Origin of the sequence: Hyphomicrobium sp., from assembly GCF_019753045.1 — a bacterium.
Classification (GTDB): Bacteria; Pseudomonadota; Alphaproteobacteria; order Rhizobiales; family Hyphomicrobiaceae; genus Hyphomicrobium_B.
The window spans coordinates 192,471-207,106 of the sequence record NZ_JAIELN010000012.1; the positions used below are offsets into that span (position 1 = coordinate 192,471).

The following is a 14,636-nucleotide window of genomic DNA, read 5'->3' on the forward strand; positions in this document are numbered from 1 at the left end:
AGGCCGAAGCATGCGCCGGAACGCTCAGCTTTTCGAGCCGGTGGTTTCGTAAAACGTCATGTGTTTCAGCCACACGCGCAAATAGGCAACAAGTGAGATGATCGTCGTCGCAGCCGCAAGAAGCGTCAATAGCTGCACGGGACCCTTCAGCCGCAAGCCGAAGCCCTCGTCCGCCAGCACGGTGGCGGCAAGCACGATCTGGGCAACGGTGTTCATCTTGCTGACGGCAAGGGGTTTCATCGGCGTCGGGTGATCGAGCAGCCATGACAGGACGACCGCGATAACGATCAGCACGTCACGCGACACGACCAGGATGACCAACCAGGATGGCAGACGCGCCGTTACACCGAGCGCTATGAAGATGCAGACGATAAGAAGCTTGTCGGCAATGGGATCGAGATAGGCGCCGAGCTCGGTCTCCCAATTGAAGCGCTTGGCGAGGAACCCGTCGACGGCATCGGAGATGCCCGCCACGACGAAAGCCAGGAATGCCGCCTGGAGTTCGCCCGTCAGCAGAAGCCAGAAGACCACGGGTACGAGAATGACCCGGCCGAGCGTAATAAGATTTGGAATGCTCACGCCGAAACTGTCCCCGTCTTTCTATGCCTGGGTGAAGCTGAAACCGATTAGGCGGCGCGACCCTAACCTTTGGAAGTTTGTCTCGTCGAGAACATCCTCCTTTGCACTGCGGTAATGCAGCAGCAACGAAAGAGCGCGTCAAGCGCGCCGCGCCGCAACAGCCCTCGACGCGATCGAGATATATATAAATTATTTCAATAACTTGAACGAAGAACCCAGCCTTGGTTCGTGCCGGTAAGGCTGAGACCGCGAGCGCCCAGAGCGTTTGCCAAACTTCTTGCACCACCTGGATATTTCAGGGTGATGTCAGCTCTGCTTTCCGTGACGTCGGCGATGTTGAGGCCGTCGACGCCCGGAGTGTCGAGGAGTTGTCCGCGCATCTGATCCCATTGATCGGGGCTCGAGAACTCAACCAGAAGGGTCACGTCCTCGCCGTTGCCACCCGTCGAGGCAGCCCAGACGGGCATGTCCGCTCCGGGGGAGGCGGGCGCGGGAGGGGCGGACTTGATGGCCTTCCAGCGGCCCTCGATCACGCCCAGCGCCACGACGGCTGCGAGCTGCGAGGCGTAGTCGAGATCACCGTCCGAGATGCGGTAGGTCCGTTTCAACAGCAGCGGACCGGTGGCGTCCCGTCCGGCGAGCGTCACAGTCAGCTTTTTCGAGGCCATGTCCGGCTCGGCGACGGCCATTACGACGAGGCCCGTTCCATATTCGCCGGTGAGCGCACGCAAGCCGTTGTCGTCGCCGGCGAGCATCTGATTGACCGTATCGGGGCGGATCGTCGGCTTCAGATCCTTAATCGTTATCGGGGTGATCGTGTGTTTCAGGTCGAGGCCCGTCCAGGCGCGGCGCCATAGGCCAGCATCACTGCCCGCCGTTGGCGGATTGCCCTGCTGCAGGACGGTCAAGACCGTTACAGGCGGCGCCTGCTGGTCGACATAAGGAATGCCTTGGCGCGAGAGCGCGGAGCGCACTGCGTCGGCCTGGAACGAGAAGTCGAGGCTGGCGATGTAATCGGTTGCGGAATTGCGTTCCGAGCGCACGGAAACGCCCGAGACGAGATCTCCGGCTTTGAGATCTGCGACGGTCGACAGCCGCTTATAGGCCGTCACCGGCACGAGCCGCTTCAGAAGGGAGCGGAACGCGGCTTGCTGACCGTCGGCCATCGCCTGCTCCTTCGCCGCGACGGCGTTGGCCGCGGTCGCTTCGACCGGATAATTCGCGACGGTATAGGCAGCGTCTGCGCTCGCCGAGATTGCAGGGGCCGTGTCGAGCCCAACAGCCGCCGTCCAGCTGGCTATGGCAATGGCGAAGCAGCGACCAACGGACACCTTAATCCCCCGTTTCCCGTATTCAGGCGATGTATATGGCCGGCAAGGATACGCAACCGCGGAACCCCGCCAACGATCCCTTCGTTGCTCTCAGGGCCAGTCGCTGCTACGACCCCCATCACGGGTTGGCAATGGGGCAAAAGTGAGTTTAACCGATGCCCTCCCCACTGCGCCATTCATGGACGCGGCTTCCATCCAACACAATTTCCCCCACGAGGACGAATGCCGGCGGCTGACGAGAATTCGAATAAGAGCATCACGTATGCCGACGCTGGCGTCGATATCGATGCGGGTAACGCGCTGGTCGCGGCCATCAAGCCGCTTGCGCGCGCAACGAGCCGCCCTGGCGCGGATGTGGATCTCGGCGGCTTCGGCGGCCTGTTCGACCTGAAGCGCACGGGCTTTCGCGATCCGATCCTCGTTGCGGCGAACGACGGGGTCGGCACGAAGCTCAAAATCGCAATCGAGACCGGCCGTCATTCGACGATTGGAATCGACCTGGTCGCGATGTGCGTCAACGATCTCGTCGTGCAAGGTGCGGAGCCGTTGTTCTTTCTCGACTACTTTGCCGTCGGCAAGCTCGATGTCGCCGCCGCGCGCGACGTCATCGCGGGGATCGCGGATGGATGCCGGGATGCAGGATGCGCGCTCATCGGCGGAGAAACCGCCGAAATGCCGGGCCTCTACAAGAGCGGCGACTACGATCTCGCAGGGTTCTCTGTCGGCGCTGTCGAGCGCGATGAAATCTTGCCGCGTGCCGATATCGCCGTCGGCGACATTCTGATCGGGCTGAAGTCGTCGGGGGTTCATTCGAACGGCTACAGCCTCGTACGCAAACTCGTCGAACACGCGCACCTCGATTGGAATGCACCTGCCCCGTTTGCCGCGAACACATCAGTGGCGGAAGCGTTGCTCACGCCGACGCGCATTTACGTCAAACCGCTTCTCGCCGCTATCCGGGCGACGGGCGGGTCGGGCATGAACGGCGCGATCAAGGCGCTATCGCATATCACCGGCGGCGGACTCTCGGAGAACGTGCCTCGCGTGATGCCGAAAGACATGGCCGCTCGCATCGATCTTTCATCGTTCGATGTGCCGCGTGTTTTTGGGTGGCTCGCCAAGACCGGCAACATCGAGCCCGCCGAAATGCTCAGGACGTTCAACTGCGGCATCGGCATGATCGCGGTCGTTTCGAAAGCGAAAGTCGACGACGTGATCGCAAAGCTCAAAGCTGCCGGCGAAGAGCCGATGATCATCGGCGATGTCATCCCGCCAACGGGCGAAAAGTCAGAGGCAAAGGGCAAAGGCGAAGCCTGGGCCGTCAAGTACGAAGGAAAGCTTATGTTTTAGCTTGCCGCTTTCAATGCGCGTTCCGCGGGCCGGGCTTTTTGCTTGACGCTTCCGACACGCGTTCCGGGAGCCGGGCTTTTTGATTGACGCCTCCGACACGCGTTCCGCGCGCCGGCCGGAGGCGTTGTAGAGGTTTGTTCAGGGCAACGAAAAGACGGTCAGCGAACCGCCGACGCTCGTATAGTTGGCGAGGCTTGCGAAGCCGCCGACTGCGCCTGACCCGTCGTCCGGATTGGTGAGACCGGCTGCGAGACCGATGCCTGCCCAGCCGCCGACGCCGGAGAACACGGCAACGTACTGTTTGCCGCCGTGGGTATAGGTCATGGGATTACCGACGATCCCGGACGGCGTCTTGAACTTGAATAATTCCGTGCCGTCTTTCTGGTCGACAGCTTTGAAATAGCCTTCGAGCGTTCCGTAGAAAGCTATGCCGCCGGCCGTCGTCAGCACGCCCGACCAGACTGCAAAGCGTTCGGGCTTTGACCAGACGATCTTTCCTCTCGCGCCGTCCCAAGCGATGAGACCGCCGGTTGCGCCTTGACTGTCGGGCGCCGGATACATCGTGAGCGTTGCGCCGACGTAGGGCTGGCCAACCGTGTAGGAAACCTTGAACGGCTCGTAGTCCATGCACATCCGCGTCATCGGAACGTAGAAGAGCCCCGTCGCCCGAGAGTAGGAAGCAGGCTGCTGGTTTTTGGAGCCGAGGGACGACGGGCAGATGCCTTTCGTCGTTTCGTCCGTACCCGTTTCAAACGGCGCATATTTTTTCACGACGGCCGGGCGTCCGTAGTGGGGATCGTTTTTGTCCATCACGATCGACGTCGCCCAGTTCGCGGCGGGATCGAATTTCTCAGCGACGAGAAGGTCTCCTGTTGCGCGATCCCAGGTGTAGGCAAAGCCATTCCTGTCGAAGTGCGTCACGGTCTTGCGCGGAAAGCCATTGATTTCGAGATCCGCGAGGATCGGCTCATTGATGCCGTCGTAATCCCATTGGTCGAACGGCGTCATTTGATAGGCCCATCGCGCGATGCCTGTATCGACGTCACGGGCGAACATCGTCATCGCCCATTTCTGATCGATCGGCTTGCCATCGGGGCCCGCACGTTGGACCGGATTCCAGGTCGATGGATTGCCCGTTCCGTAGTAGATGAGGTTCATCTCGGGATCGTAGGCCATGTAGCCCCACGTCGGGCCGCCGCCGATCTTCCACTGATCGCCGTTCCAGGTGCTCAGCGAAGAATCCTTTCCTGCCGGCTTACCGAGGACGAGCGTTTTTTCCGGATCGACGAGAACGTCCTCGTCGGGGCCCATCGCGTATGCGCGCCACACCTTGTAGCCAGAGTTCAAGTCGTAGGCGGTGATGTAGCAGCGAACGCCGAATTCGCCGCCGGAGACGCCGACGATCACCTTGTCCTTGACGATGAGCGGAGCGCCAGTGCCCGTTGCACCTTTCTTCGGATCATCGTCAGTCACTTTCCACAGCTCCATGCCGGTTTTGGCATCGAGCGCGATCAGCGACGTGTCGGCGGTGTGAACGAGGATCTTCCCTTCTGCATATTGCACACCGCGATTGACGCTGTCGCAGCACATGACGCCGATGACGAAAGGGTCCTGCTTCGGTTGGTATTTCCAAAGAATTTTTTGATCGTGGGCCAGATCGAGCGCCATCACGGTGTTCGGGAATGGCGTCACGAGATACATCGTATCGCCGATGACAAGCGGGCCGCCTTCATGGCCGCGGAGGACGCCCGTCGAGAACGTCCACGCGACTTTGAGGTCTTTGACGTTGTCTTTGTTGATCTCTGCGAGCTTCGAATATCGCTGTCCGCTGTAGTCGCCGGACTGCACGGCCCAGTCGGCCGGATCGTTCGAATGCGCGATCACGTCCCGGTTGGCTTGCGCGGCCGTCGCGAAGCTCGCCAGGGCGGTGATCGCGAGGGTCCGCGTGACGCCTCGAATGGCGCTTGGCCAGTTCTTCATTCCATACCTCCGAGCGAGCTCTCTTTCCGGATTTCATCGAAATCCGGACTGCGAGCACATGACCTAACAAGAGCTGTGGAATGGAAAAATTTAAAAGGCGGCAAGCTGAAGCGCGCGCGAGCGGCGCTCGACGCCCGTAGAACGGGCTCATGCTCAATACACGCATTAACCGCTTGCATCGGACCGAGCAAAAGTACGCCACGGAACTGAAAAAATTCGGGGGTAGTTTGCGCCGGAATCAACGCGCCAATCGGAGGAATTACATGTCCGGTGACGTAGCTGACCTTGTGGTCGGAGAAATTATCGAAATCAAATATCGCGTTCCCCAGCGGTCGTACGAGGACAGCGGTGAGCCGCTGCTTTCGGACCGGTGGTTCGTTGCCGAGATCATTCACCAGGACTATGACGCGCCGCCCGTGGCCCGGCTCGCGGACGGGCAATTTACGGATATTCGCCCCTACATGACTTGGCGCCGGATCTCCGGAATTAACGGCCCACGCTTCACGGGCGCCCGCGGTTAACAGGAATATGATTAAGATAAGGCGTCTGCGGTATTTTTTCTCGTCTGTCACACAAACGAAAAGTGCAAGCGTCAGAAGCGGGAGGGACCGGACCAGATTCGGAACCGGCCTCTCGTTATGTGCTCCCTCGGTCCCGGCTGTCGCGTGCAATCCGCTGCCCTAGGGGATCACGGCCCAACATCGAGGTAGCGTCATGCGAATCCTCATCGCCACGGACGCCTGGAAGCCGCAGGTCAACGGTGTCGTGCGCACCTATGAGAACCTGAAGCGCGAACTCGAAGCGACGGGTCACACCGTCACCATCCTGTCGCCTCTCGATTTCGCGACGCTTCCGTGCCCCGGTTACCGCGAAATCAGGCTGGCTCTGGCTCGTCGGTCATCGATTGCCGTGCTCCTGCGCGACGGCGGCTACGACCACGTTCACATCGCGACCGAAGGGCCGATCGGGTGGGCGACGCGCGCGGTCTGTCTGCGCAACGGCATTCGCTTCACGACGTCGTTCCATACGCGGTTTGCCGAATACATCGAGACTTATACGGGGCTACCGGCGTGGATCAGCTACGCGTTTCAGCGGCGCTTCCATCGGACAAGCATCGGCACGCTCGTCGCTACTCCCTCTCTCAAAGCTGATCTGTCGCGGCGCGGCTTTCGCCGCCTGATGCTCTGGGGACGCGGCGTCGACACAAATCAATTCAAGCCACGCATTGAACTGCGTCCTGCTTGCGATAGCGGAGCCGCCGCGGACAAGACAGAGCCGACGTTCCTCTACGTCGGACGCGTGTCTCGCGAGAAGAATGTCGAAGCGTTTTTGAAGCTCGACTTGCCGGGGCGGAAAGTCGTGGTGGGGGACGGACCCATCCTTGAATCGCTACGCCGGCAATATTCAGACGTCATCTTCAAAGGCGCGAAGACCGGCGATGAACTTGCTCGAGAATATGCCGCCGCCGACGTATTCGTTTTTCCAAGCCGGACAGACACGTTCGGACTGGTCCTGCTCGAAGCGATGGCCTCGGGCCTCGGCATTGCCGCCTATCCCGTGACTGGGCCGATCGACGTCGTGACGCCCGGCGTCACCGGATATCTCGATGAGGACCTGAAGGCTGCGGCGCTCGGGGCGCTGAAACTCGACCGCGATCAGATCCGCGTTCAGGCGATGCAGCGCGACTGGGCACGTGTCGCGAACATTTTCCTGGCCAACGTTCATCAGGCGCGGCGTGCGACCGGCCTTGGCAGACGGCTGTTCAGGGCTCGAGACGGCGTTCCGCACATCAAGCCCAGCGCGCGGCCCGCCAGTTAGCTATTGATCAGCCAACGACTTCTTTGACCGGAATGTCTGCGATTTCGGGCTCACCGCTATCGCCGTACGGATCGCCGACGATACCCCTGATGATTTCGACGGCGTGAGCCGCGCCGTTTTCGTGCTGCATCGCGCGGGCAATTTCTCCGGCACGGACGGCATATTTGGGGTTCGTTGCGATGTCTCGGATTCTCTCCGTCAGTGTCTCCAGCGTCCAGTTCTGGATTTCGAGGAGGTCAGGTCCGGCTCCCAGTTGAGAGACGGTGTGTCCCCAATATTTTTGATCCAGCATGAATGGGCAGACGAAGCTCGGGCGACCGGCGCGCAGGGCGGAAGACGTCGTTCCCACACCACCGTGATGGACGACTGCGGCGACCTCGCGGAAAAGCTGTTCGTGAGGCGCGAACTCGTCGAGGAGATGGAAGTTCTTCGAAAGCGCAATCCGGTGGAATTCGCCGCGGCCATTGCCGATGATGGCGCGCTGACCCGCTGCCTCGCAGGCCTGCAAGATCAATTCCGAACGCTCGAGGCCGAGCGCCGGCATGCTGCCGAAGCCGATATAAATCGGGCGCGGCCCGGCCGACAGGAACTCCGCGAGTTCGCGTGACGGCCGCCAGTCCTTCGCTCGTTCGCGCGACCAGTAGCCGGTGAAATAGATTTCATCGCCCTCGGTATTCGGACGCGGTTGCAGAACCGGGCTCACCGGATAGAGCACCGGCACGCGCCGGCCATCGACCTTGTGGGGATGTTTCAGTCTGTATGTCCGGCGAAGCCCGAGTGACGTGCGGATTTCATTGATGACCGAGAAGTAGGCGAGCCTTTGCAAACCCAGAACCGAGTAGCCATGCCTGTTCCAGGCCGGTATGCCCGTTCCTGGGATGCACGAAAGCAGGGCTTCCGCCGACGGCGAAACGGAGCCGAGGCCGACCATGATTGCGGGAATACGTTTGGCCTCGGCGATTTCGCCGCCGACCGAAATCGCGGGGTGGAAAAGGATCGCATCGGCGTCGGCAGAGGCTGCGACGGCGTCCCGATAGATGCCCTCGAACAGGGCGCGCATATCGCGGCCCGGCCAAAGCCATTTCCTCATCATCACGAGGGTGTGGCGGCCGGCAACTTCGGCCATTTCCCCGTCTTTCATGAACTTGGAGAAGTCGCTCCCGCAGCGGCGCGATTCCAGCCCCTGCTTCTCGACGAAATCCTGAAAGTCTTCGGGTACCGCGAGGCTAACCTCGTACCCCTCTTCCTTGAGCGCGTGGCCCAATGCGACCATCGGGCCGACATCGCCGAGCGTTCCGACGGTGAGGATAGAAATCCTGCGCGCCATTGCCATCCAACTGCATTAACCGTCAGCGATGGGAACGCCGCGGACTTTTCCCCTGCCCCATTCGGGCGACCGTGAACCCGATCGCCACCACCATGCTGTAGGTGAATCTTGGCTGCAACGTCTGAGCATAAGGTTGGCTAACAGCGCGCGGCTGCGTGGCAGGCAGGTCTCAGTTGCGGACACCCTCGCGCGGCGCGGCGGCCTCTGCTAGACCCGCGCCATGAGCACAAAAAAACGCACCGCCATTTTGATTTCGGGCCGCGGCTCGAACATGCAATCGCTTGTCGAGGCTTCACGAGCCGCCGACTATCCGGCCGAGATCGTGCTTGTCGCCTCGAACAGGCCGGACGCGCCAGGTATTGCCTGGGCGAAGGCTCAGGGACTGCGAACCGCCGTCCTCGATCACAAACACTATCCCTCGCGTGCAGCGTTCGAGGGCGCGTTACAGGCCATCCTAGACGAGTACCGTGTGGAGCTTGTCGCGCTCGCCGGCTTCATGCGGCTGATGACGCCGGCATTCGTCGAGCACTGGCGCGACCGGATGATCAATATTCACCCGTCACTCCTGCCGAGCTTCAAAGGACTTCACACGCACGAGCGCGCAATCGAAGCGGGCGTTAAGATTACGGGCTGCACTGTGCACTTCGTTCGGCCCGAGATGGACGAAGGTCCGATCATCGCCCAAGCGGCAGTCCCGGTGCTTCCAGGGGACAGTCCCGACACGCTCGCGGCGCGCGTGCTTGCGATCGAACATCGGGTTTACCCGGCGGCGTTAAGACTTGTCGCCGCAGGTCAGGTGCCCAATGATCCAGAAAAAGTAACTATAAATCAGCATTCTGGCGAAATGAACTCGCTGTTTTCCCCCGCAATCTGAGACACAGTCGATTTTGATAGTTACCTTGCACTGGCCGTCGCATGGACAGCCACCCCCCGAACCATGGTAATTCTGTGACTTCCGGAAGGGGAGATCCGGCGATCTGAAGTGCAGCGCGCAGTTCTCGAGCTGTTCGAAGTGCCCTTCGGGCGCGCACGCTCACGGCTCCGCCGGATCCCGAATGGAGAAATGCCAATGGAAACGACCCCCAGTACTGCTCTGGGACTCGGCGACGAATCTAGCATCTGGTTCAAGTTGACGCCGCTGCTGCGTGGCGATCCTGAAAACCCGATGCGCATTTTGATGCACATGATGGACCGCTACGGCCCGGTTCTGCCCGTTACCATGGCAAATCAGCGTGTCGTGCTGATTTCAGAGCCTGAGTATTTCAAGCACGTGCTTGTGACGAAGGCCGACAGCTACACCAAGTATTTCGACGGTCTGAAGCCGATCTTCGGCAAGTCGATGATCACGAACGACGGCGCGCTCTGGCAGAAGATCCGCATGCCGCAGCAGCCGGCGTTTCATCCGGACATGTTCGCCGAATACATCCCGTACTTCCTCAAGGCCATCCAGACGAAGATGGACCTTTGGAGCGAGCTCGCGAAGTCCGGCGATACGGTCGAAATGGTCGAGCAGACCTGGACGCTCGCGGCCGACATGATTTGCAAGGCACTGTTCGACCGCGACATGCCGTTCAATCCTCACGTCGTCTTCAAATGCGTGAAGACCTATACGGACGTGATGAACCATCGTGACATTCGCCTGCGCAAACAAGCCGGCGAAGTCTTCGAAATGACCGAAGTCGATCCTGCCAAGGCCATGGAAGTCTGGGCGAGCGTTCCGCCGGCCGTCATCGCAGCCGATCCGCGCGAAGACCGAGAGCGGACGCTTCTCAAGATGATCGAAGCTGCTGTGGCCGATCCTTCCGTTCCGGAGTTCGATCGCGATCAGGCGGTCGACGAACTGAAGCAATACCTCTGGGCCGGCACCGAGACGACGGCGCTGACGCTTGCCTGGGCGCTTTACGAGATCTCACGGCGGCCAGAGGCTGCCGAGCGCATTCGCCGCGAAGGCGAACAGGTTTACGGTGACCGTGAGCCGACTGCCGCCGATTACTCGGGTCTCGCCTATACGCGCGCGGTGATCCAGGAAACGATGCGGATCTATCCGCCCGTATGGGGCTTGATCCGCGTCGCTCAGGCGGAAGACGAGATCGGTGGCGTTAAGATCAATCCGGGCGACCGGGTGACGCTCTTCGCTTACGGCGCCCATCACAACGCGAAATTCTGGCCCGACCCTGAGTCCTTCCAGCCGGAACGCTGGATGGCGGGCAATGCGAAGAAGCAGGTCAAATACAGTTACATACCGTTCGGCGCTGGTAAGCGGTCGTGCATCGGCGGCGCAATGAGCCAGGTCGAAAACACGCTGGCGCTGTCGCTGCTGCTTCGCCGTTTCCGGCCGGAGTACGTGGGCAAGTACCCCGCGGGCCTCAATGCAACCGTGACATTGACGCCGAAGGGCGGGCTGCCCTTCAAAATTCGAGAGCTCAGCTGAGTCCAGCTGAACGTAAGCGATTTGGGAGAAGGCCGGGATCAGCGTTCCGGCCTTTTTCTGTTCCGGCGGCTAGACGACGCGCGCGATGGCCTCTCGTGAGCGAATCGAAATTTCGTGAAACGCGATTTGAAGTTTGTGGGTCGAAGTGGGCGACGAGGCGTTTTCCACAGGCCATCCACAGCGTATTGGCGGGCTCTTCAGCGCTCCAGTTGCTCGATGAAATGCAGAATCGGGTTGTGCAGCCCTCGCAAATGCGAACCGGCCCGGTATTCAACGACAGTTAATGCTGTCATATTGGCGGCACGTTAGCGATTTAATAGGATATTTCGTCGTCACTTCCCCCAGTGACATTCACATACGTTCCAACTCCAGGAGGCCCCCACCATGGAGTCCGTGCGAACCGTAGTGCTAGGAAAGCCCGTTTTTTTATTGACGGGTGCGAAGTCTCGCAAATCAAAAGGCCAGGCATCGGCCGCCGTCGAAGTCGAAGCACCTGAGCAGCTTCTTGAAACCGCGCGTCGCAATCCCGATGCCGTTGCATTCGGATTTGTCGCCGGGAGCTGGGTCGCAGCCGCCTGATAGCCTTCTTGATTGCGCTCGGCGACTCCCCTGTGGGGAGCCGGCCGCCGAGCGCGGAGTAGAGGTGATTGCGCTCAACAACTCCCTCTTCGTGGAGCCGGCCGCCGAGCCAAGACTTAGTGGCGCTTGGCGACACTCCTCCGGAGCGCCGGCCGCCAAGCGCAGAAGAGTTCAGCAGAGTTCAGCCGGCGTAGATGTTCTCTCCGAAGGGCATATCAGTGATGCCCGGCTTGATGCCAAATCCCGTCAGCAGAGCGTGTACCTGTCCGCGGTGGTGGGTCTGATGATTGAAGAGGTGCGTGAAGAGTAGGGCCTTGGGCCGGGTTATCTCGCGGCCCGTCGCCCCCGAGATCCAAGTCAGATCACCTTCGAGGGCCGAAGGCTCGAGTCCATCCGCCCATTTCTGGATGATGCCATCGAAACGAATGCGCTCTTCCTTAAGCGCGTCCCAGTGCTCAAAGAGCGAAAGGCCATCGGGTATGGTCGCTTTCGCAGGGGGCGGGCAAGCACTGAACCGGTGTAACCAAGTTTGGTCGGCCCACAGGATATGGTTCAGGGTGGCGTGGATCGAGCCGAAGAATCCGCCTCGATCCTCTTTGCGCTGCGCGTCGCTCAGTTCTTCGGACGCGCCGTAAACATTGGCGTTTTGCCAAGAGTTATAGCGCGCCAGCGTGCGAACATAGTTTGGCGAGATCATCGGCCGTCTTCTCCGAGCGTTATGATCCGAACGAGAGCGGCCGACTTCTTATCGTTCAGCCGACGATTTCATCGAGGCGGAAATTGAGGGTGATTTCGCGATCGGCAGCAGCGGCGCTGTCGGATCCGTGCGTCGAATTCGAGCCCTTGGATTCGGCGAAAAGCTTGCGGATCGTGCCCTCTGCCGCCTCTTTCGGGTCGGTTGCGCCCATGACTTCGCGGTATTTCGCGATGGCATTTTCGCCTTCCAGAACCTGGAGAACGACGGGGCCGGATGTCATGAAATCTACGAGTTCGCCGTAAAATGGCCGCGCCTTGTGTTCTTCATAGAATTTCTCAGCCTGCGCACGGGTCCACCGTACACGCTTCTGAGCCACGATACGCAGGCCGGCATCTTCGATCACGGCGTTGATTTTGCCGGTGAGATTGCGGCGCGTTGCGTCCGGCTTAATAATGGAAAACGTGCGTTCGATGGCCATAAGTCTGTCTCGCTTTGCGGATTTTATGTGGGGTGAGCGGGCTTATAGCGATGCGAACAGCCAGCAGCAAGCGCCCGACGTGGTCGCTTCGAAGCAATCGGTTGCACGTCGCACGTAAAAGTCTTGGTTTACCGCATAATCGCCCGATTGACGGGCGCAATTGCGTATGAACAGTGTGGGCCGGCGCAAAGCGCACGGTCGGGAGGTTAGGCATTGACGCCTACGTGTGCGAAGAAGCGATGATGACGGTACAGGCCAACGAAATTCAGTGGTATATCGCCCGCGACGGTAAGCAGCACGGGCCGCTGACTGACGTCGAAATGCGCACGTTTGTCGCGCACAATTATCTTCGTTTGAGCGATCTCATCTGGCGGCCGGGTATGCCCGAGTGGCAATCGGCTCCAACCGTTTTTCCGACCGCGTTCGAAGCACTCGGTGAGGAACCAAAGCCAGCTCCTGCCCGCTCGCAGTCGCCAAGCCCGAGCACACTCAATCAGCCGGCGCGTTATTCCAATGTTGCTCCGCCTCCTCATGACGCCCACGGGGCCGACTACGCACAGGAAGTGGCGGCGCGGCCAGAGCGCAGCATCGTAAAGCGCCTGGCGCTTGCCAGCGTTGCCGTTACGCTCATCGGGGGCGGCGCATTTGCGCTTGCGACGTATCGCGGCCCGATCTCTGAAATGGTTTCAGGTTCTTCCGCCGGTACATCGGCCGACAACGCGCCGATCGTTTCCGCCCCGCCCGACGCGCACGCCACGAACACGCTTGCAGACACGCAGACGACGGGCGCTCAGCCCGCCGAGCAAGCGGCCGTCACCGCATCGGCGGCGCCCAGCGCAAACGACGTCATAAGCGGCCCGCCATCCCCGCCGCCGGGCGAGACGACGACCGCGTCCGTATCGACGCCCTCGCCGCAACCCGATCCCGCGCCTGCCGCCGATACATCGAACGCTCCGACGCAAGTCGCGGCTATCGATACGCAACCGCCGGTCGCTGCGCCCTCAACGGGGGTCGATGGTTCGCCGCTCGATCAACGCCTGCAAAAAGTAGCTGTGTGGGCGCTGATCAAGAAAGAATACCCGAGCTGGTACACCTCTCAGATTGGAGATGCGAACAAGCTCGTTGCCGACAACAAGTCCGATAACGAAGTCGCCGCTCTGTTGGCGCAGGGTCTTGTCGATCTCCGGCGGAAGAATGCCGAGAAGGCTTTGCTCGCGAGTTCGGACAGGCTGCAGGCAATCGCGCAGGCTTTCCTCGATCACCTGAAGTCGCTCAGACAGCAGAGCGTCAGCGCCTGCTTCGGCTTCATTTCGAAAGGCGAGACGAGCCCGGCCGTCGTGCAGATGATGGAGCATCCGGAGACGGCGACCGCCCTCAACGCACAGGCCGGCGCGATCTTCGAAGCCATCTCGGAAGGCACCAAGGCTCCGGTCAAGCATGACTCGGCCGTGAAGAGCGATTACGACCTCCTGATCAAGGAGCTCAGCAAGCTCGGCTGGAAAGAGGAAGATCTGCAGGTCTTTTCGAACCCGAAACTGCTTGCGAAGCGCGAGCCGGAGCAGGTCTGCAAGATGGTGCAGGATTGGTTCGTCGCGCACCTCGCGGTGCAGGACAAAGCGGTCCGCGACCGGCTGCTCTTCGAAACGTTGAAGCCTGTGGTATCGGGCTGACGCGATGCTTTACACCGGGATCAAGGTTCTCGTGACCGCGGTTCTGGTGGTAGCGATTTCCGAAGTGGCAAAGCGCTCAACGCTTTTCGGCGGCATACTCGCGTCTCTGCCGCTCACCTCGCTTTTGGCATTCATCTGGCTTTATGGTGAAACCGGCGACGCCGCCAAGGTCGCCAGCCTTTCCTACAACATCTTTTGGTACGTGCTGCCGTCGCTCGTGCTGTTTATCGTTTTGCCCCTGTTACTGGCGCGGGGCTTCGATTTCTGGCTGAGCCTCGCGATTGCCTGCGCCGCGACGTTCGCTGCCTACACGCTCATGTCCCTGCTTCTGGCGCGCTTTGGCGTAACTCTCTGACCCAGTGACAGGACGCAGCGGACCGGCTATCCGCATCGCCT

14 protein-coding genes are annotated in these 14,636 nt (G+C 60.6%); 8 read left to right on the plus strand and 6 right to left on the minus strand.

Features of this window, described 5'->3' with window-relative positions; all coding sequences use genetic code 11:
• Positions 1-24 precede the first annotated feature (24 nt).
• Both K2Q04_RS14995 and K2Q04_RS15000 read right to left on the minus strand, forming a co-directional pair.
• Positions 25-579, minus strand: coding sequence for a CDP-alcohol phosphatidyltransferase family protein (locus K2Q04_RS14995; protein ID WP_291165387.1), 555 nt, complete (start codon positions 577-579; stop codon positions 25-27).
• 194 nt (positions 580-773) lie between these two features.
• Positions 774-1,910, minus strand: coding sequence for a DUF2066 domain-containing protein (locus tag K2Q04_RS15000; protein ID WP_291165389.1), 1,137 nt, complete (start codon positions 1,908-1,910; stop codon positions 774-776).
• A gap of 222 nt (positions 1,911-2,132) precedes the next feature.
• On the opposite strand from K2Q04_RS15000, the gene purM reads away from it, so the two are divergent.
• Positions 2,133-3,260, plus strand: coding sequence for a phosphoribosylformylglycinamidine cyclo-ligase (gene purM, locus K2Q04_RS15005; RefSeq protein WP_291165391.1), 1,128 nt, complete (start codon positions 2,133-2,135; stop codon positions 3,258-3,260).
• 138 nt (positions 3,261-3,398) lie between these two features.
• Here the strand turns inward: purM and K2Q04_RS15010 are convergent, their stop codons facing one another.
• The gene (locus tag K2Q04_RS15010; protein ID WP_291165392.1) at positions 3,399-5,240 is read right to left on the minus strand and encodes a methanol/ethanol family PQQ-dependent dehydrogenase; all 1,842 of its coding nucleotides are present in this window, start codon (positions 5,238-5,240) and stop codon (positions 3,399-3,401) included.
• Positions 5,241-5,503: 263 nt separating this feature from the next.
• Between K2Q04_RS15010 and K2Q04_RS15015 the strand changes: the two genes are divergently transcribed.
• A complete protein-coding gene (locus K2Q04_RS15015) occupies positions 5,504-5,761 on the plus strand; it encodes a hypothetical protein (RefSeq protein ID WP_291165394.1) in 258 nt (85 codons plus the stop codon).
• A 193-nt stretch (positions 5,762-5,954) separates the two neighbouring features.
• Positions 5,955-7,058 carry a glycosyltransferase family 1 protein gene (locus K2Q04_RS15020; protein WP_291165396.1) on the plus strand — a complete coding sequence of 368 codons (1,104 nt, stop codon included), beginning with the start codon at positions 5,955-5,957 and terminating at the stop codon, positions 7,056-7,058.
• A 7-nt stretch (positions 7,059-7,065) separates the two neighbouring features.
• Here K2Q04_RS15020 and K2Q04_RS15025 read toward each other — a convergent pair whose 3' ends face one another.
• Positions 7,066-8,385, minus strand: a complete 1,320-nt coding sequence (locus tag K2Q04_RS15025) for a glycosyltransferase (protein ID WP_291165398.1) — start codon at positions 8,383-8,385, stop codon at positions 7,066-7,068.
• A gap of 220 nt (positions 8,386-8,605) precedes the next feature.
• On the opposite strand from K2Q04_RS15025, the gene purN reads away from it, so the two are divergent.
• From purN to K2Q04_RS15040, 3 genes are all read left to right on the plus strand, one after another.
• Entirely contained in the window at positions 8,606-9,259 is a 654-nt protein-coding gene (gene purN / locus K2Q04_RS15030; RefSeq protein WP_291165400.1) for a phosphoribosylglycinamide formyltransferase, read from the plus strand.
• A 195-nt stretch (positions 9,260-9,454) separates the two neighbouring features.
• A complete protein-coding gene (locus K2Q04_RS15035; RefSeq protein WP_291165402.1) occupies positions 9,455-10,816 on the plus strand; it encodes a cytochrome P450 in 1,362 nt (453 codons plus the stop codon).
• Between the two features lie 384 nt (positions 10,817-11,200).
• Positions 11,201-11,395, plus strand: coding sequence for a hypothetical protein (locus K2Q04_RS15040; RefSeq protein ID WP_291165404.1), 195 nt, complete (start codon positions 11,201-11,203; stop codon positions 11,393-11,395).
• A gap of 181 nt (positions 11,396-11,576) precedes the next feature.
• Here K2Q04_RS15040 and K2Q04_RS15045 read toward each other — a convergent pair whose 3' ends face one another.
• A complete protein-coding gene (locus tag K2Q04_RS15045) occupies positions 11,577-12,092 on the minus strand; it encodes a DinB family protein (RefSeq protein WP_291165406.1) in 516 nt (171 codons plus the stop codon).
• A gap of 55 nt (positions 12,093-12,147) precedes the next feature.
• On the minus strand, positions 12,148-12,570 hold the full coding sequence (gene ndk / locus K2Q04_RS15050) for a nucleoside-diphosphate kinase (RefSeq protein WP_291165408.1): 423 nt from the start codon (positions 12,568-12,570) through the stop codon (positions 12,148-12,150).
• 239 nt (positions 12,571-12,809) lie between these two features.
• Here ndk and K2Q04_RS15055 point away from each other — a divergent pair, with 239 nt between their 5' ends.
• On the plus strand, positions 12,810-14,240 hold the full coding sequence (locus tag K2Q04_RS15055) for a GYF domain-containing protein (RefSeq protein ID WP_291165410.1): 1,431 nt from the start codon (positions 12,810-12,812) through the stop codon (positions 14,238-14,240).
• A gap of 4 nt (positions 14,241-14,244) precedes the next feature.
• On the plus strand, positions 14,245-14,595 hold the full coding sequence (locus K2Q04_RS15060; RefSeq protein ID WP_291165412.1) for a DUF3147 family protein: 351 nt from the start codon (positions 14,245-14,247) through the stop codon (positions 14,593-14,595).
• Positions 14,596-14,636 lie beyond the last annotated feature (41 nt).